The 17,513-nt window shown below is 59.3% G+C and carries 21 protein-coding genes; 4 read left to right on the top strand and 17 right to left on the bottom strand.

The window, feature by feature from the left end:
• Positions 1-60: 60 nt before the first annotated feature.
• Positions 61-348 (bottom strand): co-chaperone GroES, encoded by a 288-nt coding sequence (gene groES / locus OXG98_15215; protein ID MCY3773354.1) that lies wholly within the window; start codon positions 346-348, stop codon positions 61-63.
• Between the two features lie 1,506 nt (positions 349-1,854).
• On the opposite strand from groES, the gene OXG98_15210 reads away from it, so the two are divergent.
• From OXG98_15210 to OXG98_15200, 3 genes are all read left to right on the top strand, one after another.
• Entirely contained in the window at positions 1,855-2,895 is a 1,041-nt protein-coding gene (locus OXG98_15210; protein ID MCY3773353.1) for an Ldh family oxidoreductase, read from the top strand.
• Between the two features lie 84 nt (positions 2,896-2,979).
• Positions 2,980-3,990 (top strand): Gfo/Idh/MocA family oxidoreductase, encoded by a 1,011-nt coding sequence (locus tag OXG98_15205; GenBank protein ID MCY3773352.1) that lies wholly within the window; start codon positions 2,980-2,982, stop codon positions 3,988-3,990.
• A gap of 78 nt (positions 3,991-4,068) precedes the next feature.
• A complete protein-coding gene (locus OXG98_15200) occupies positions 4,069-4,527 on the top strand; it encodes a hypothetical protein (GenBank protein MCY3773351.1) in 459 nt (152 codons plus the stop codon).
• Between the two features lie 126 nt (positions 4,528-4,653).
• Here OXG98_15200 and OXG98_15195 read toward each other — a convergent pair whose 3' ends face one another.
• From OXG98_15195 to OXG98_15145, 11 genes are all read right to left on the bottom strand, one after another.
• The gene (locus OXG98_15195) at positions 4,654-5,061 is read right to left on the bottom strand and encodes a very short patch repair endonuclease (protein MCY3773350.1); all 408 of its coding nucleotides are present in this window, start codon (positions 5,059-5,061) and stop codon (positions 4,654-4,656) included.
• Between the two features lie 67 nt (positions 5,062-5,128).
• Positions 5,129-5,470 (bottom strand): hypothetical protein, encoded by a 342-nt coding sequence (locus tag OXG98_15190; GenBank protein ID MCY3773349.1) that lies wholly within the window; start codon positions 5,468-5,470, stop codon positions 5,129-5,131.
• Between the two features lie 387 nt (positions 5,471-5,857).
• Positions 5,858-6,256, bottom strand: coding sequence for a helix-turn-helix transcriptional regulator (locus OXG98_15185; protein ID MCY3773348.1), 399 nt, complete (start codon positions 6,254-6,256; stop codon positions 5,858-5,860).
• Positions 6,253-6,693: a hypothetical protein gene (locus tag OXG98_15180; protein MCY3773347.1), complete on the bottom strand. Its 441-nt coding sequence runs from the start codon at positions 6,691-6,693 to the stop codon at positions 6,253-6,255. Before OXG98_15180 ends, OXG98_15185 begins: the two co-directional genes overlap by 4 nt.
• A 99-nt stretch (positions 6,694-6,792) precedes the next feature.
• A complete protein-coding gene (locus OXG98_15175; protein MCY3773346.1) occupies positions 6,793-7,962 on the bottom strand; it encodes a nucleotidyltransferase domain-containing protein in 1,170 nt (389 codons plus the stop codon).
• Between the two features lie 77 nt (positions 7,963-8,039).
• Positions 8,040-8,627: an N-acetyltransferase gene (locus OXG98_15170; GenBank protein ID MCY3773345.1), complete on the bottom strand. Its 588-nt coding sequence runs from the start codon at positions 8,625-8,627 to the stop codon at positions 8,040-8,042.
• Between the two features lie 69 nt (positions 8,628-8,696).
• On the bottom strand, positions 8,697-10,064 hold the full coding sequence (gene argH / locus OXG98_15165) for an argininosuccinate lyase (GenBank protein MCY3773344.1): 1,368 nt from the start codon (positions 10,062-10,064) through the stop codon (positions 8,697-8,699).
• A 16-nt stretch (positions 10,065-10,080) separates the two neighbouring features.
• Positions 10,081-11,265, bottom strand: coding sequence for an aspartate aminotransferase family protein (locus OXG98_15160; protein ID MCY3773343.1), 1,185 nt, complete (start codon positions 11,263-11,265; stop codon positions 10,081-10,083).
• 23 nt (positions 11,266-11,288) lie between these two features.
• The gene (gene argB, locus OXG98_15155; GenBank protein ID MCY3773342.1) at positions 11,289-12,077 is read right to left on the bottom strand and encodes an acetylglutamate kinase; all 789 of its coding nucleotides are present in this window, start codon (positions 12,075-12,077) and stop codon (positions 11,289-11,291) included.
• Between the two features lie 80 nt (positions 12,078-12,157).
• Entirely contained in the window at positions 12,158-13,177 is a 1,020-nt protein-coding gene (gene argC / locus OXG98_15150; GenBank protein ID MCY3773341.1) for an N-acetyl-gamma-glutamyl-phosphate reductase, read from the bottom strand.
• A 5-nt stretch (positions 13,178-13,182) separates the two neighbouring features.
• Positions 13,183-13,650: a hypothetical protein gene (locus tag OXG98_15145; GenBank protein MCY3773340.1), complete on the bottom strand. Its 468-nt coding sequence runs from the start codon at positions 13,648-13,650 to the stop codon at positions 13,183-13,185.
• 205 nt (positions 13,651-13,855) lie between these two features.
• Between OXG98_15145 and OXG98_15140 the strand changes: the two genes are divergently transcribed.
• Positions 13,856-14,071: an AbrB/MazE/SpoVT family DNA-binding domain-containing protein gene (locus OXG98_15140; GenBank protein ID MCY3773339.1), complete on the top strand. Its 216-nt coding sequence runs from the start codon at positions 13,856-13,858 to the stop codon at positions 14,069-14,071.
• Between the two features lie 7 nt (positions 14,072-14,078).
• Here the strand turns inward: OXG98_15140 and moaC are convergent, their stop codons facing one another.
• From moaC to OXG98_15115, 5 genes are all read right to left on the bottom strand, one after another.
• The gene (gene moaC, locus OXG98_15135; GenBank protein ID MCY3773338.1) at positions 14,079-14,573 is read right to left on the bottom strand and encodes a cyclic pyranopterin monophosphate synthase MoaC; all 495 of its coding nucleotides are present in this window, start codon (positions 14,571-14,573) and stop codon (positions 14,079-14,081) included.
• The gene (locus OXG98_15130) at positions 14,548-15,099 is read right to left on the bottom strand and encodes an ECF transporter S component (protein ID MCY3773337.1); all 552 of its coding nucleotides are present in this window, start codon (positions 15,097-15,099) and stop codon (positions 14,548-14,550) included. Before OXG98_15130 ends, moaC begins: the two co-directional genes overlap by 26 nt.
• A 35-nt stretch (positions 15,100-15,134) precedes the next feature.
• Positions 15,135-15,557, bottom strand: a complete 423-nt coding sequence (locus OXG98_15125; protein ID MCY3773336.1) for a DUF420 domain-containing protein — start codon at positions 15,555-15,557, stop codon at positions 15,135-15,137.
• A 114-nt stretch (positions 15,558-15,671) separates the two neighbouring features.
• Entirely contained in the window at positions 15,672-16,517 is an 846-nt protein-coding gene (cyoE, locus tag OXG98_15120) for a heme o synthase (protein ID MCY3773335.1), read from the bottom strand.
• 9 nt (positions 16,518-16,526) lie between these two features.
• Positions 16,527-17,024: a hypothetical protein gene (locus OXG98_15115; protein MCY3773334.1), complete on the bottom strand. Its 498-nt coding sequence runs from the start codon at positions 17,022-17,024 to the stop codon at positions 16,527-16,529.
• Positions 17,025-17,513: the final 489 nt, after the last annotated feature.

Here is a 17,513-nt window from a genome sequence, read left to right as displayed (position 1 = left end):
CATACGCGCTGATTCAGCCGCAACCGGACCTTGCAGGTTACGGTTCGGACACTCGATGATCTACGACACGATACCCAGGATGTCCTCTTCCCGCATCATGAGGTATTCGGAATCATCCAGATTGACTTCCGTTCCGGAGTATTTGCCAAAGAGGATCTTGTCGCCGACCTTGACTTCCAGCGCCACGCGGTCGCCGTTGTCGCCGACGCGCCCCGGACCGGCCGCCACGACCTCGCCCTGCTGCGGCTTTTCCTTGGCCGTATCGGGAATGATGATACCGCCGCGCTGTACCTCTTCTTCCTCGAGGCGCTTGACCAGAACCCGGTCGCCCAAAGGTTGTACGTTCATTGCTTCCTGCTCCTTTCACTGGTGATAAGAACGCTGATTTTGAAATCAGCACGATCACGATAATGAACAGTTATCTCGTCCGCTTTCTTACGTGCAATTTCCGTGCCACCGTTGACAAGCCCGCCCACATAACACGGTAATTGAAACTTAAATGTTTGTTATTCAAGATGTTATACACATTGTAGCGAAACACCTGGTGGTACTGCCACGCTCTCCTGTCTTCTGCCAATCTGTCACACACAACTAATCGTGCCATATTGGCATTGCCAATTAGACATAGAGGTCAAATTAATCATGCCTGTCTGGCGTGTCAAGGGCGTTCGCATTTCTGATTGGCTCAGTATGACATTCCTGGACCATTCCCTTCTACCAAAAAACCCCGCTCCGGGAAGCGGGGTTTGAGTTCCAGTCAATGTTGGATTGGGGGCTTTAGAGACTACCTGGATCTGGGGGGTGGTTTCAGGGCGCTACCCACATTGGGAGGTTTCGGATTCGCAGGTCTGTTCGGATTAGGTTTCGGTCTGAATCCCCGTGGGTTTATGGCGAGTAGGCCCGTACCCTTTTTCTGGAGGTTGGGGTGTTTTTGACATTTGACTGCTCCTCTTCCTTAATCGGAATGAATTCTACTGAAGAAATCTCCCCACTCGAAAGGAAACGCCACGACCCTGGGGAATCCAGTTATTCTGGTAATCAATTTCGTAAACTTCAGATATGTAGATAGCCTGGTTTTCTATATCTGACGAAGCGAAACTATCAGAATCAAGCATCCCTCCAAACTGAACACTGTTTTTTAATGTAATCAATATGAACTGTTCAACGGATTCAGAAAAACACCATTCCCATGCTGTCGGAGTAGGATGAAAGGGGTTTAGTTTCAGGAAGTACAGGATCCTGTAAACATAACCCCTGGTTGCCACCCACCCGGAAACAAATCCAACGAGTATTGGGACAATAACAACAAAGGTAAATTCTTTACATTCATTAAAATGGAGCAATCAAGTAGTGTATTCGTGCGTAGTCCAATATCAACATCCCCAGAGGGAAAATCAATACCAATAAAACCATCCAGTAAACCGTCGAAACAGTCAGATAGGAAAGAAACCCTGCTGGGTACGGAAGGCTGCTCCCTTTGACAAACTGTGACCTCACAAAAACAATGATAACCCCTGGTACTACTGCAGCTATGAACAGAACAAGCGTGGAACTCGGAACAGGACCATGCCACTTTTCAATTAAATCGTTGAAAATCGATTCCATTATGACCTCTTAGTAATCAGTCTCCACTACTGATTGAGCCGCGTTGTTCCCTACCGATGGACAACTTTGAGAGATGGTACTTTCTTAATCAGTTGTTTTTTAAGCATGGGGTCTCGTATATGGATTCGTTTTCTTTCCATTGATGCATCGACATAAGACTGTTTTCATCCCAGGATTGAAAACGTAAGTTCTGTATCCATATACCCATTTCCACCCAGCCACGCTTACGGAAATCACAGGAGTCGATCCATGCCCGTAGTGCCCTTCGACAAGCTCAACAGTCTCAGCCGCGCGATCTTCGAGGCGACCGGCATCCCGGCGGAAGACGCCCACATCCTCGCCGATCACCTGACGACCAGCAACCTGCTCGGGCACGATTCCCACGGTGTGTGGTTCATGCCCCGCTACGTCCCGTCCCTGCAGTCGGATTACAGGCCCTGGGAAGACCATATCGTGGTGGCGGACCGGCCCGGATTCGCGCAGATCGACGGGAACGGTGCCAACGGCATCGTAGCGGTGACAAAGGCCCTGTCCCTGGCGGTTGAAAAGGCGCGCAGCGCCACGATCGGCATGATCGCGCTGCGGAACGTCTCCCACATCGGCCGGTTGGGCGACTTCCCCCCTCGGATCGCCGAACAGGGCATGATCGGCATGGTGGGACTCAACGGCGGCGGCGAATTCGTGGCGCCCTACGGTAGCGCTGACCGGCGCCTGCGGCCTGAGCCCATCGCCTTCGCCGTGCCCCGCGCACAGGGTCCGCCCCTCATGCTGGACATGACACTCAGCGTGGTCGCGGGCGGCAAGGTGGAGCAGAAGATAGAGCGCGGCGAGCCCATGCCGGACGGATGGTTGATCGACCAGCAGGGCCGCTACGTGAACGACGGCAGCCGGTATCACGCCGAGCCGGACCAGGTGGCCGTCCTGCCCCTGGGCGGTCTGCAGTTCGGCCACAAGGGACACGGCCTGGCCATGATGATCGAGATGATTATCGGCCCCCTGTCGAACGCGGGGTGTACGGGCGGCAAGGGCGGGGGAGGGATCCTGATCGCCGCACTGGACATCGGGGCCTTCATGGACCCAGCCGACTACAAGGCGGAAATCGAAGCCCACGTCGCCTACGTGGGTTCGGCGAAACCCCTGCCGGGATTCGACAGGGTCTACGCACCGGGCGAAATCGAGGAGGACGTACGGCAGCAGCGGCTTGCCGAGGGCATCTACATCCCGGACAAGACCTGGAACACGATCACGGAAACCGCGGCTGGCCTTGGCGTGGAAATGCCGGCGATATAGATCCGGCGCCCATTAGAGATCAGATTACGAAATAGTCGCAAACCGCGCTGGCCGCGTCACGCCAGCGGGAAACAGGAGACCCCCATGCCCGGAAGACCCGTACGCGTGGCCGTCTACGGAACCGGCCGGTTCGCACAGGCCACCCACCTGCCCAACCTGTGCCGGATCGACGGCGTCGAGATTGCGGCGCTGTGCGATATCAATGAAGACGCGCTACGTGAAGCGGCTGCGCAGTTCGGGGTTGCCCGTACCTACACGGACGCCCACGCGATGCTGGAAGCCGAAGACCTCGACGCCCTCTGGTCTATCGTGCCGGCCTTCGCCCGCACCGACGTGGAGATCGCTGCGGCCGAACGCGGCATCCAGCTTTTCAGCGAGAAGCCCCAGGCCATGGACATGGCCCTGGCGAAGCGGATCGACGCGGCGGTGCGGAAGGGCGGCGTCATCAGCACGGTAGGCTTTCGGGAACGGTACCGGCCGATCTTCCAGGAAGCCCGGCGGCTGCTCCGGGACAAGCGCGTAGTGCATGTCCGTTTCCAGCAGATCTCGCATAACCCAAAACCGGCCGCTGTTGCCCCCACCGCATGGTCGCACCAGGTGGAGAAAGGCGGCGTCCGCTTCTTCGACTGGGGCGTGCACGCCACGGACTACACCCGGTTCATGACGGGGCAGGACGTCCTCAAGGCCCAGGCATTCCTGTACCATCCGGAGGAATACCACACCCCTCTTTCCTCGTCCTTCCATTACCAATTGTCGGAAGGCGCCACGGCGACGCTGACCTTCATCGAATCCGATCCGACCGGCCCGGGCGAAGAGCCCTATTTCAAGATCTACTTCGACGGCGGGAGGCTGGGGGTTTTCGGTTATGAACGGATAGAGGTGAATGACGAGGTCGTCTACGAGGCCGATCCCTTCGACCCATGGCTGGCCCAGGACCAGGCCTTCGTCGAGGCGGTCCGGTCGAACGATCCGAATCTGCTTCAGAGCGATTACCACGACGGGCTCAGATCGCTCGCACCTATCCTGGCCGGATGGGATTCGGCACGCCGGGACGGGGTCCTCGTGGACGTGGAACGGTTTATTGAGGAGGCGTGATCGAGGCGGGATCCACGCGTGATGTACGCGAATTCAGGCGGCGAAGCACAACCGGCGCGCTGCATCCGGGAGACGACCATGTACCACATAAACATGCGATACTTCGTTCTGGCTGCCCTGCTGATCGCTATGGGATGCGGCGGACCGAGGGAAGATCTCACCCATCTGCTTGTTGCCGGCGAGCGACTCGGCGTCGTGATGGAGGACGAACGGATCGTTTCACTCAATACGAAGGAGAATGAACCGGTCGTATGGACGTTGAACCGGTTCGACGGGGTAATTGAATCGTGGGATGCGGAGGGTTTGACCGTCGTCGTGGATGACGTAGACGTTCCGGAAGGCCTGCTCGATACGTTTTCATCCGATCGCAACAGGCTCGTGGTCGACGTCGCGCAGGCCGGGGGCAGGGACAGAAACCTCGGCGTATCCTTCGAGCCGATCGGCGATTCGGGTTCCGGCGTAGTCGTCCGGATATCCGACGATCTGGTAGCAGAGAGCTTGAGGCAGACCGAGGATGGGTTTGAATTGAGGATTTAGGGATGTAAAGCTATGACTTCGAACTACTACCTACCCGGTTCTTAGCTAGGTTGCCAATGATGAGTTCGTTTAACCGTCGAAGATGTACCTTAAAGCGAAGTCAGGAGTTAGCGAAATCTGATGCCGTTATTCCTCGTTATATTTTAGGAATGCTCTAACTTTCTCTTTGACGGATTCTGGTTCCTTTGTCTCGCATTCCCAGATCACGAGTACCTGCCACCCCATGCTCCGCAAAGCAGAATAATGTTCCCTATCGCGTTGAGCATTGCCATCCAACTTTTTACGCCAATAAAATAGCCGTTCAGGTGATTTCGGCATTCGGTTATTTGAGCATCCTCTATGACGATGCCAGAAACAACCGTGAACAAAGATGACCTTGCGTCGTGGACGGAATACAAGATCCGGTCGACCCGGAAGATCCTTTGCGTGTAAACGGTAACGGTATCCCATACCGTGCACCAGCCGCCGTACGCGCATCTCGGGCTTCGTATTCACGGATCGAATACGGCCCATCAACTCACTACGCTCTCGCACAGTTAGTGTATCACGACTGCTTTGTCTTAAATATCTCAAACCGGGATTCTCTAGCGACTAGGGACTTCTATTCCAATGATACACGTGTGGAAGTGAGGTTATTCCTTTCTCGTAGTTTACTTGTGATTGCTTCTTTAGACGGTAAATGAGCGGCTCCTAGTATTTCCATCCAGCATGCCTGATCTTTACCTCGTGGCCTGATAGGTCCGGCATACAGCGCAACAGGTCCACTCAAATTCGCCACAACCATATTTACTTCATCCGGAATCCAATCTGGGGAGTGTAGATCATCTAGTGGCAAAGCAGTTTGTGTACGAATGTAATCAGCCAACAAATCCTGAACTATCCAAATGGTACGTCCTCCCCAGCTATTTGCTGCTTCAGATTTCGCGATTAGTTGCGAGGCCATGCGCGCCCAAACCTGGCGGACGTTGACAGTTGGGCACTGTATAGGTATTCACATCTACCGGATTCCATCAACTTTCGTAGAATATGGTTATACTGTTGATATTCTTTCGAGTTAAGAAAAAGAGAGCCTTCATCGACTCTAGACCACCACTGACTGGGTACACCTTCAGGAATGTCAAGATGAGAAGTAAGGTTGTTTGCTAATTCAATAAGAAAGGTTCGAAACTCCTCCATGACATCACAACCTGTTTGGTCTGTTTCATGGTCAGTGTGTCCCATCGCTACAATTCCTTATGCTAAACAATCCATTTGAATTAGTCGTTGTTAGTGGTACTGTGCAAATCACTTGATTCCAATGTTACGTTCAACTCGATCGAATTCGTTTGGGTTAGTATTCAATATCTAAGGCTTCAGCGATCTCGCGTATTCTTGTAAGCCTGGCGGAAGCATAGTCAGTCGCTTCGTATCGCTGTATCTGTTGCTCTTTCAAACCGAGCCGCTTCGCCAGGTCTTTCTGGCTTAGGCCCTGAGCGATTCTCGCTTTGATCAGTATGGTCGGTATTTCTCTGACGGTCTTAAGCTGTTCCAACTTGAATCTGCCTGCCTTCAATGATTCATATTCGCGTAAGTCTGCTTCCAAATCGCAAAGCTGGCTACGCACCGCATCTTTCTGCGCCTTCAGGATCAGCGGATGTACCCCCACCTCTTCGCTCAGGCCTTCCAAGGTACGCACGAATCGCGATAACTGTGCTTTGGTGATTAGATATTGTCTCTCGTTCTTAATCATTTGAGATCTCCCAAATCCAGCGCGATTATCCCTTTTTTGTTTCCAGTGTGTTTGTCTGTCTGGAAGAATTCATAGAATGACAGTCCGTCGTTATTTGCTGAAACAGAGGCAGGAAACAACTCCCCCATGTACCTTGCTTTCTGGGTAGCCCTGCCGGAATCAAAAGTTAACAGAATTGGGTCAAGAACAGTCGGATTTACTCCGTTTTCATCCCAACATGCATCGAAGTCATTCGGCATGTTCTTGCTGGAAACAAAGCTACCGTCTAGATAGACCTTTTGACAACCAGCAAGTTTAAGATTCGACAGTGCTTCTCGAAGACCGGAAAGAATTAACCGTCTCCATGGATTTGTCCCAAATCTGGTCGACACCTCTTCCCAGGCAGACCAGTAAACACCTGGAGGAAGGTTTCCGGAACTGTCGAAAGCAGGTATCATTACACAACATATTGATTGTGTTAAAAATGTCAATTAGAACAGTCATTGTCAATAGTCGCAATCTGCAGATTTATCTCGCAGCTAAAGATGGATGAGACATCACTCCAATGTGGTGTGCAGAGATTCAGACCTGTCCCACAGATCCTCCAGTACCGTCCATCTGGCCACCATATCTTCCCTGTCGATGATCCCATCTACGAGCCGAGAGAGATTCGCCCCCAGGTCCGCTGGCAAGGTAGCACACACTCCGATATCTTTGTGGACCCACCGAGGCGTACTCAGAAACCGTCCATTCCTTATGTACAGCGCGATCAGTAAATCGTTCACGGCCTGGTTGGCCAGACAGTAAAGGTGGCCCCGGTCGTCAGCGCCCTGTGCCGTTCGCCACTGGTTCCGAAACAGGGGCAGCCGATCCTGTGCTTCACCGATCACCGCTTTAACCAATTCAGCGGGTAACTTTTCCAATACATTCTGCCACACACTCAGCCGACCATCCGGATCGACCAGCGCATGGCAGCACTGCAACTCTTCGGCGAGAATCCGCTGCTCGGGCGGCCTGGGAAACGCCTTCAGCATATCTTCCACGGTCTGCCGGGTCCAGTAACGGATGTGGACCATCGCCCCGTCAAGCACCACGCTGTCGCAGGCCGGCTCAATCAGGGGACCGTGCCGCATGTCCGGCCACGCCGAGATCAACCGGCGGCGATCGGCCTCCCGGGGAATGCCCGGCCCGAACACGAGCAGGTCGATGTCCGACTGGCGGTCGGCGTAACCTCTTCCCAGGGATCCACCCAGCGCCACGGCGCTCGTTCCCTCGAGCAGCCGGATCCTCTCCACGATTTCGGCGGCCAAGGCGTACAGCTCACCAGGATCCCGGGATTGATCCGGCTTGAAGGACCCTTCCTCGATATCCTGGTCCAACGTGCCATGATCGCCACCGGATTCGTGCAGCAACGCCAGGGTATCCCGCATCAGCCGGGACGCGGCTGCCCACGCCTTTTCAGGTACCCGTTCGGTCGCCAGCGTCCACAGGGCATCGCCTGCGTTTTCCAGCGCCCGTGACAACCCGTTCAGCCGGTTTCGCGCGCCTTCGAGCCGCGACGGATAATACATGATCTCCGGCAGGCCGTTCATCCCGTAGAGTACGGTGGCGGTCTGGTGGATCATCAAGTAGAGGGCGTGGCGGAAACGGACGTGATCGCCGCGATCTATCAGGTTGGTCGGGGGAAGCCGCAGCCACCATCCGAGCTGGTTCGCTGCTTCCGTCACGTGGTTCGATAGAGGAGATCGTCCAGGCACGCTTTTTCAGCCAGTCAAAGGCGAGTCGCCGGGGAGCGGAAGATTAGTTACTGAGGAGCGGGAGAAGGCATGATCAGCGTGGGGTCCTGCTGCATGTCCGGCAGGGCGGGTTCCGGTTTCCGCTGGTCTTCGGGGATCAGCGTCCGGGCTACCGCGATCTCGTCGCAGTGGGTGAAACGGGCGCAGGAGGTACAGTCCTTCCATACCTTGTGCGGCAGGGTCTCGCGATCGACCACCTCGAACCCGTGGCGGCCGAAGAAGCTGGTCTCGTAGGTCAGGGCGAAGACCCGGGCGACGCCCAGTTCCTCCGCTTCCGCGATCAGTTCGTCGACGATGCGCCCGCCGACGCCGCCGCCCTGGCATCCTCTCCGGACGGCCAGGGACCGCACCTCGGCCAGGTCGTGCCACACGATCACGAGGGAACCGCAGCCTATCACCTGGCCGTCCCGCTCGCCCACGACGAAATAACGGATGTGCTCGAACAGGCGGTAGACCGACACCGGAAGGAGGATGTCCTCCTCGATATAGGGTTGGAGAATCTCCATGATCTCGGGGACGTCCCCGATCACGGCCGGACGGATGACGATGTCGCTTCCGTTCGAGGCCGGCGTCAAAGACGTGTCAGCTTTGTTCATGGCCGTTCTGCTCCATGACTACCTGCACTCTTGATACCCGTGTCCTGGCTTGCCGAACTCAACCACATCTTATGATCCCTGCGCGATGATCTCGCGGGCCTGTTCCAGCTGGCGCAGCACGGAGTCCTTACCGGTCCCACCGGGCAGATCGCGCTTGTCGGCGCTGTCGTCGAACCTGAGCCCGGCGATCACGGCTTCGTCGAAATGTTCCGAATAATGCTGATACAGCTCGATCGGCAGGTCCCGCAGGCTGCAGCCTCGGTTCATGGCCTCGTCCACGAGGGCGGCCACAATGCCGTGTCCTTCCCTGAACGGCACGCCGCACCGGGTCAGGTAGTCCGCCAGGTCCGTGGCCAGCATGGCGTCGTCCATGTTTTCTTCAACCCGATCGCCGCTAACCTCCAGCGTCTCCCAGATCGCCGTGAAGACCGTCAGCGCGACGGTCACCGTGTCGATCGCATCGAAAAGGGGTTCCTTTTCATCCTGCATGTCCTTGTTGTACGTGTGGGGCAGGCCCTTGAGCATGGTAACGAGGGAGACCAGGCTGCCCACGACGCGTCCGGTCTTGCCCCGCAGCAGTTCGGCGGCGTCCGGGTTCTTCTTCTGCGGCATGATGCTGCTGCCCGTGGCCAGCCGGGGATGCTGCGTGACGTACCCGAATTCCGTGGACGACCAGATGACCAGGTCCTCGCAGGCCCGGCTGATGCGGATCATCAGTGTCGTGCATGCGGCGAGGAACTCGACGTTGAAATCTCGGTCGCTCACCGCGTCGATGCTGTTGGGCGAGATGCCGTCGAAACCCAGTTCATCGGCCAGGAACGCGCGGTCGATCGGGAAGGCGCTGCCCGCCATCGCCCCGGCGCCGAGGGGCATGACGTTGATCCGCTTCCGGCAATCCGCCAGTCGCTCCCGGTCCCGCTGGAGCCCGAACAGGAGCGAAAGGGCGTAGTGGGCGAACCGGATCGGCTGCGCCTGCTGCAGGTGGGTATACCCCGGGAAGACGACATCCACGGTACGCTCGGCCAGCCCCAGCAGCGCTGCCTGGCATTCCCGGATCCGCCCGGAGACGTCGTCCACCACCTCGCGGAGATACAGTCGCTCGTCCGTGGCGTTCTGGTCGTTCCGGCTCCGGCCCGTGTGCAGCTTTCCGCCCACGGGACCCACTTTCTCGATGAGGCGTTTCTCCACGGCCATGTGGATGTCTTCCAGGTCCCGGGTCAGCGTATAGGCGCCGCTTTCGATCTCGCCTTCGATCTCGCCCAGTGCCGCTTCGATCACCCGGCCCTCATCGGCGGTGAGCACGCCGATGCGCACGAGCCCGCGCGCATAGGCAATACTGCCCCTGATGTCCACGCGGAACAGGCGGCGGTCCGCGTCGATGGACGCGTGGAAATCATCCATGAGTTGTTTGAGTGCTTCGTCCCGGCTGTCGGTCATGATGCTCCCATTCTGCTCACCGCGCGTCCAGCACTCCGCCGATGATCCCGAGCGCCTCGTCCACGTGCCGCTGTTCGATCACCAGGGGCGGCGCGCAGCGGAGCACGTTGTCCCCGGCCGTTCCCACGATCAGGCCCCCGTCCCGGCACGCGTTCACCACGTCGCCCACCTTGTCTTCGAATTCCACGCCGATCAACAGGCCCGCGCCCCGGATGTCCTTGTTGGTTCCTGTGAGCTCATTCAGACCGGCGGTCAGTTTGCCGCCCATTTCCAGGGCCCGGTCCGCCAGACCCTCGTCGATCATCTTGCTGACGACGGCATGGGCTACGTGACAGGCCACCGGGTTCGCCCCGAAGGTGGAGCCGTGCATGCCCGGCTTGAGCACTTCGGCGATGTGGGATTTCATCATGACGGCGCCGATGGGCAAGCCGCCGGCCAGCGGCTTGGCCAGGGTCATCACGTCCGGCTCGATGCCGTGGTGCTGGTAGGCGAAGAGCTTGCCCGTGCGACACAGGCCGCACTGGATCTCGTCGAAGATCAGGGCGACCCTGCGTTCGTCGCACAACCTGCGCAGATGTTGCAGGAACTCCACGTGCGCCGGGTTTACGCCGCCCTCTCCCTGGACGGGCTCCACCATCACGGCCGCGGTCCGTTCCGCCGATATCGCTTCTTCGAGGGGCTCGATCTCGTTCAGGGGCAGGTAGACCATCCCCGGGAGCATGGGCTTGAACCCCTCGTGGTACTTGGGCTGGGCCGTGGCGCTGACGGCGCCGTAAGTCCGGCCGTGAAACGCGTTCTCGAAGGTCACGATCTCGTGCTTGGCTTCGCCGCCCGCTTCGGACGCCCACCGGCGGGTGAACTTGAGGGCCGCCTCAATGGACTCCGATCCGCTGTTGCAGAAGAACACCCTGGCCGGGAAGGCGTTTTCCACCAGCAGCTTCGCGAGCTTCACGTGGGGTTCCGTGTGGTACAGGTTGGAGATGTGCATCAGCTTCGCGGCCTGCTGCGCCACGGCGCCGATGATCTCCGGTACCCCGTGGCCCAGGGAATTCACCGCGATACCGCCGAGGAAATCGAGATACCTCCTGCCTTCGAGGTCGTAGACGTAGGCTCCGCTGCCCCGGTCGAACACGACGGGCGGACGTACGTAGGTCGGCGCGATGTACTGTTCCTCCAGGCCGATGATCTCTTCGGTAGTCATGCTTTTTCCTTTCTTCCGGTGGTTCATCCAGTGGTCACTACCGTTCCAAAGACACTTTCATCCGATGCCAGTTCCTTCCGCAGCGTTCCGGCCCCCCGCCACGCGATGATGCGGGCACGGCGGACACCATAGGACAGGCACTCGAGGGCGGAGCGGACCTTGGGAATCATCCCGCCCGTGATTTCTCCCGCTTCGATCAGTTCATCGGCCAGTTCGGGGGTCAACTTGCGAACGGGCCGGCCGTCGGACCGGTGGATGCCGGCCACGTCCGATATGAACACGATGTCGTCGCAGGCCACGGCCCGGGCGATGTCCAGCGCGGCGTGGTCTGCGTTGACATTGTAGGTCTCCCCGTTGACGCCCCCCGAAATGGGGGAGACCACGGGCGTGACGTGGTTCGACGCGCAGAGATCGAAGAGGGCGGTATTCACCTCGACGATCTCTCCCACGAAACCGATGTCCACGCCGTCCTCCCGGTACTTCTCCGCCCGCAGCAGGCCCATGTCCTTCCCGCTTACGCCGAGAGCGTTCACGCCGCTGTGCTGGAAGCGCGAGACCAGTTCCTTGTTGACCTTGCCCGACAGGACCATCTCCACGATTTCGACCATGTCGCCGTCCGTGACCCGGAGGCCGTTCACGAAGGTGAACTCCTTGCCGAGCAACTCCAGGTACCGGCCGATCTCCGCACCGCCGCCGTGGACGATGATCGGGAAAACGTCCGGCAGGTCCCGAAGGTCGGCGGCCAACTCCTCGATCACGCCGTCCTGCTCGATCGTCGCGCCGCCCAGTTTTACCACGATGTTTCGTGCCATGATGATCCCAATCGATCGTGCCGTCGCATTGTGTCGTGCCACGTCGTGCCGCGTCGTGTAAGTCTCGTGCCGCGCTTTCCCTAAATCAGCCCCGTCGTTTCGTCCAGGCCGCACATGGCGTTCACGTTCTGCAGCGCCTGGCCGGCGGCGCCCTTGACCAGGTTGTCGATGGCGGACGTGACGATGGCCAGGTCCGATCCGTCCACCCGGTCGATCCGCAGGTCGCAGTAGTTCGTCCAGGTCACGAAGCGCGTCTCGGGATAGCCGGACTGCGACAGCCGGATGAAAGGCTCCCCTTCGTAGCGCTGCGCGTACAGGGCCGCCAGGTCTCCGTTGGTCGCGCCGTTCTTCACGTGTACGTAGGTCGTCGCCAGGATGCCCCGGTTCATGGGCGTCAGATGGGGCGAAAAGACCACATAGGGCCACCCATCGGAGAACCTGGACAGTTCCTGCTCGATTTCCCCCACGTGGCGGTGCGAATGGCCGATGTTGTACGGCGTGATGCTGTCGTTCACCTCCACGTAGAGATTCCGCAGCTTCAGGCCCCGGCCGGCGCCACTGACGCCCGACTTGGCGTCCACGATGATCTGCCCGGCGTCTATCGCATCCTCTTCGAGCAGCGGGGCCAGGCCGAGGATCACGCCGGTGGGATAGCAGCCGGGATTGCCCACGAGATCGGCCGTCCGTATGCGATCCCGGTTCAATTCGGGAATCCCGTACACCGCGGAATCCAGGAGCGACGGTGCCGTATGCGGCCGGCTGTACCAGGACGTATACACCTCCGGATCGTCGAACCGGAAATCGGAACTGACGTCCACGACGCGCACGCCCCGGTCGAGAAAGGCGCCGACCCGGTCCATGGCCACCCCGTCCGGCGTGCAGAAACAGACCACGTCAGCGGGTTCTTCCGAAATGTCGTCCAGGGATCTCAGCGTAATGTCCCGGTCCGGGTCCACCCGGGGGAAGATCTCGCCGAGGTGCTGGCCGGTGTACTGTTCCGAAGTGGCGAACGCGATCTCGATGTCCGGATGACGCGACGCCAGGCGGTACAGTTCCATGCCCGTGTACCCCGTCGCGCCTATGATGCCCAGTCTGATCATGTGTCTTACCTCTTCTGCTTCATGATGGCCCGGATGCGCTTCAGCGTTTTGCTGGCCTGGGCGGTCGATTTCGTGACCAAGAGAATCGTGTTCTCGCCCGCCACGCTGCCTACGATCTCCGGCCATTCCGCCTGGTCGATCGCCTCGCACACCCCGGACGCGTGACCGGCGGTGGTCTGCAGGACGACCTGGTTCATGGCGTCTTCCGCGCCGACGACGAAATCCCGGATCTCCCGTTCGACCAGTTCGTCCTGAGTCTCCACCGAGTAGTAACGCGGCAATACGTACTTGTACTGTCCGTCCGCCAGACGCGTCTTGATCACGTGCAGTTCTTTGAAATCCTTGGACAGCGTGCCCTGGTTGATGTCGATCCCTTCCGTGTGCAGGGCCGCGATCACCTCCTTGTGCGTATGGAAGTGCCCCCGCTCGATGAGTGATCGTAGGGTGCCCTGGCGCTGGTGCTTGGCGTTCACGTGTTTATCCGAATAAATATGAATTTATAAGCATAATTATTCCTAATGTCGCACTACAATATATGGCCCAATCGATTGCCGTCAAGAAAAAAGACCCGCATGTCAGTTTCGGCTGACATGGGGACGGTGAAGTGAAGTACGAGAAATCCCGGCAAGACACCGACTAATGTGAAAGGCAGATTCTGCAACACACCCAGGAGGCTGTATGAGGATTTCCAAGCGGGGGCAGATTACGATCCCGAAGCGGTTGAGAGACCGCTATGGATTGCATCAAGGCATCGAGGTCGAGATTATACCGACGAAAGAGGGCCTGCTCGTTCGCAAGGCAGCGAAGGACCGTCATCCCGTTGAACGCATCTGCGGCATTTTGCGAAGTAGGGAGAACACGGACGACTACATCGAAACGATCAGGGGAAGATGAGTCCGGACTACCCCGGACCCTCCCACCCGGGCCGCTTGAACGTGCCCGACTTGCCGCCCTCCTTCTCCGCCAGCAGGACGGATGCGATCTCCATGGTCCGGTCCACGGCCTTGCACATGTCGTAGATGGTCAGGGCGGCTACGGAGACGGCCGTCAGGGCCTCCATTTCCACGCCGGTCTTGCCGGACGCGACGGCCGTGGCCAGGAGGCCGATCCTGCCCTGGTCTTCGTTCAGGGTAATGTCGATTTCCACGTGGGTCAGCGGGATGGGATGGCACATGGGGATGAGGTCGCCCGTCTTCTTGGCCGCCGAGATGCCCGCGATCTTCGCCGTGGTCAGTACATCCCCTTTGCCCATCTCGTCGGCGGAGATCTTCCGGATCGTCTCCGTAGCCGCCCTCACTTCACCGTAGGCCACCGCCCGCCTTTCCGTAACCGATTTCTCCGTCACGTCCACCATGCGGACGCGTCCCTTTTCATCGAGATGCGTGAGGTCCATAATCACTCCGTTGCAGGGCGTTTCTCAATATGACCGACAGGGGCAAAGCCACCACCACCGCCACACCGGCCTGCGTCAGGTTACCCGGTATCTCCGTCAGTGCGGCTACTCCTCCGAACAACACCGATCCGGCCACGTAGTACCCTGATACCATCCATGCGCCGCCAACGAACACAGCGACGAAGGCCGCGATCCGGCGCGGATGGCGACCGCCCCGGGCATCCCGACCGTCCCGGGCTCCCCAGGCCGCGATCGTTCCGACCAGGATCCCTTCCAAGCCCTTGATGACGAGCGTCCAGGGCGCCCAGAGGAAATAGCCGCCCAGCGCGTCGGCCAGGGCGGAACCCACGCCGCCCGCGATTCCGCCGATACGCCAGCCGAAGACGAGGGCGATGGTGAACAGCATCGCGTCGCCGAGATTGATGTATCCCTGGGTAGCCGGATTGGGGATCCGGACGATCAGGGTCGCCAGCGTCATGAGCGCGATCATGAGCGCGGCCAGTGTCAGGCTGCGAACGGTTACGGCCATGCCAGTCGCCTATCCCGGCCAGTGGTAGAGCATGTCTATACGGGCCAGTGGTAGAGCATCAGGTACACCAGCACGCCGGTAACGGACACGTACAGCCAGATCGGAAGGGTCCACCTGGCCAGCAGCGCGTGGCGCTCGAAACGTCCCTTCAGCGCGTGGCGCAGCGTCAGCACGACCATGGGCACGATGGCCGTGGCCAGAATCGTGTGGCTTATCAATATGGTAAAATAGACGTAACGTGTCCATCCCTCGCCGGTGAAGGGCGTGCTTCCGTGGTTGAAGTGGTAGATCAGATAAGTTGTGAGGAACAGAACGGACGCCGCCACCGCGCCCAGCATGCACGTCCTGTGCGCGGCGACATTGCGCTTCCTGATATTGACGTAGCCCGCGACCAGGAAAGCCGCGCTGGTCGTGTTCAGGCAGGCATTCATCAGGGGCAGGTCGGAAATTTCCAGCATTTCAGCGTGTACTCCTCAGAAGTATTTCCTGATCTGGATCGCGTCGCATCCGCTCGTCGAAAACCATACCGGCAAACATCGCAACCATCCATCCGTAGCGATACCGACACGTACTCACACCTTGTCATAGGCCATCACGGAGAACTGGACCAGCAGGAACACCAGCGACGCAAAAAACAGGTTCCTGGCCGAAGCCTGCGTCCGGGTCACGGTCAGGTGGATGGCGAAAGCGAGCAGGCCCAGTCCGGCCGCGAAGGCCGCGTAGAAATAGATGATCCCCGAGATGCCCAGTATGGTCGGGACCAGGCTGAAGGCGGTCAGGGCCAGGCAGTTGATCAGGATCTGCACGCTCGTGAACCGGCCGTCGGGATCGACGGCGGGCAGCAACTGAAAACCGGCGCGGGCGTAGTCTTCGCGGAAGAGCCAGGCCAGCGCCAGGGCGTGGGGCATCTGCCAGAGAAAGAGGATGGCGAACAGGACGCCGGCCTCCAGCCCCAGTTCGTTTCGGGCAGCCGCCCATCCCGTCACCGGCGGCAACGCGCCCGGGACCGCGCCGAACACGGTCGACAGCGTGGTCCGGTGCTTGAGCGGCGTATAGAGAAACAGGTAGGTGGCGGTGATCAACGCGGTGACCGCGCAGCTCAGGACGTTGACCACAAGCGCTAGGTACAACAGGCCCGCCACCGTGATGGCCACGCCGAACCCGAGGGCCTGCGCGGGCCGCAGCTTCCCGGCGGGGAGCGGACGCTTCCGGGTCCGCCGCATCATGGCGTCCCGGTCTCGCTCCATGAACTGGTTCAGGGCGAGCGTGCCCCCGGCCGCCAGGGCGGTTCCGGCCAGCGTGTGCAGCAGGCGCAGCCAGTCCACCGGCCCGTCGGACCCCAGGTAGAACCCGACGCAGGTGGTCAGCACCAGCATGATGACCAGGCCGGGCTTGGTCAGGGCGATGAAATCCTTCATGGAACCGAATCAGACAGAGACGTTCATGGTCAGCAGGATCAGGCCCAGCAGCACCGCCGCCGCAAAGAGCACGGCGCCCACGATGCCCGAAGCCCTGGACTTGAACCCGATGCTGCCGTCTTCGAGGACCCGGGGTTCCAGGAGCCGGACCGCATGGTGCACGATCAACGCGATCACGATCAGCAGCTTGACGGTCATCAGGGCTTCGTAGCCCGGCGGAAGCAGCGGGTACAGCTCGGGCTGGGACGACATCGCCCGGGCGGCCACCCCATCCATGATCCGGTTATACAGACTGAACGAACCGCTCACGACCAGGATGACGATCGCCGTCCAGGATACCCGCCGGAATATGGCGCCGGTCCTGCGCATGATCTCCACGCGCTCCTCCGACGCCCTGCCCGACCGGAGCGCCGGGGTGAGCGCGACCAGGACGTAGAAGAAACCGCCCGCCCACAGCACGACGCCCAGTACATGCAGCCACATCCACAGAATCTTGGTATCCAACATTTGCCGTCCTCCTCCCATTCCTCCAGCGGGCCGTGGACCGGCCGCGGATCCGTGCGCCTCAGGTCAAGGCCGCCCAGACCGGGAAGCAGCCTTCCGATTCCTGCAAAAATGCCCGGACCGGACGGTTGCTGTCAATCAGTTTTTGGCTGCCCGGAACAGCGTCGGGACCCGGTTGAAAGCAGTTGACACAAGCCGTTCGCGGGCTATAATAACTGCATGCTTTCCTGAAAGCCGGAAGGCGCCCGCGAAGCCTCGGGATTCATGTGCCGACCCGCGACTATGCTCCAGTCAGGATTAACGCTCCGACCCGCGATTATGCCCCAGCCCGATCGGAACGCCCCGTACCTCCTGGGCCATGATATCGGCGGCACCAAGCTGGCCGTGGTCATCGCCGATTGGGACGGAAACATCCTGCACAAGGTCCGAAGGCCGACAGAGGCCGGAGCGGGTATCGAGCTGCTTTCGCCCGCCGAACGATTCCGACGTGCC

This window comes from Gemmatimonadota bacterium, from assembly GCA_026706345.1.
GTDB lineage: Bacteria > JAAXHH01 > JAAXHH01 > JAAXHH01 > JAAXHH01 > JAAXHH01.
This window is presented reverse-complemented; position numbering and strand designations above follow the sequence as displayed.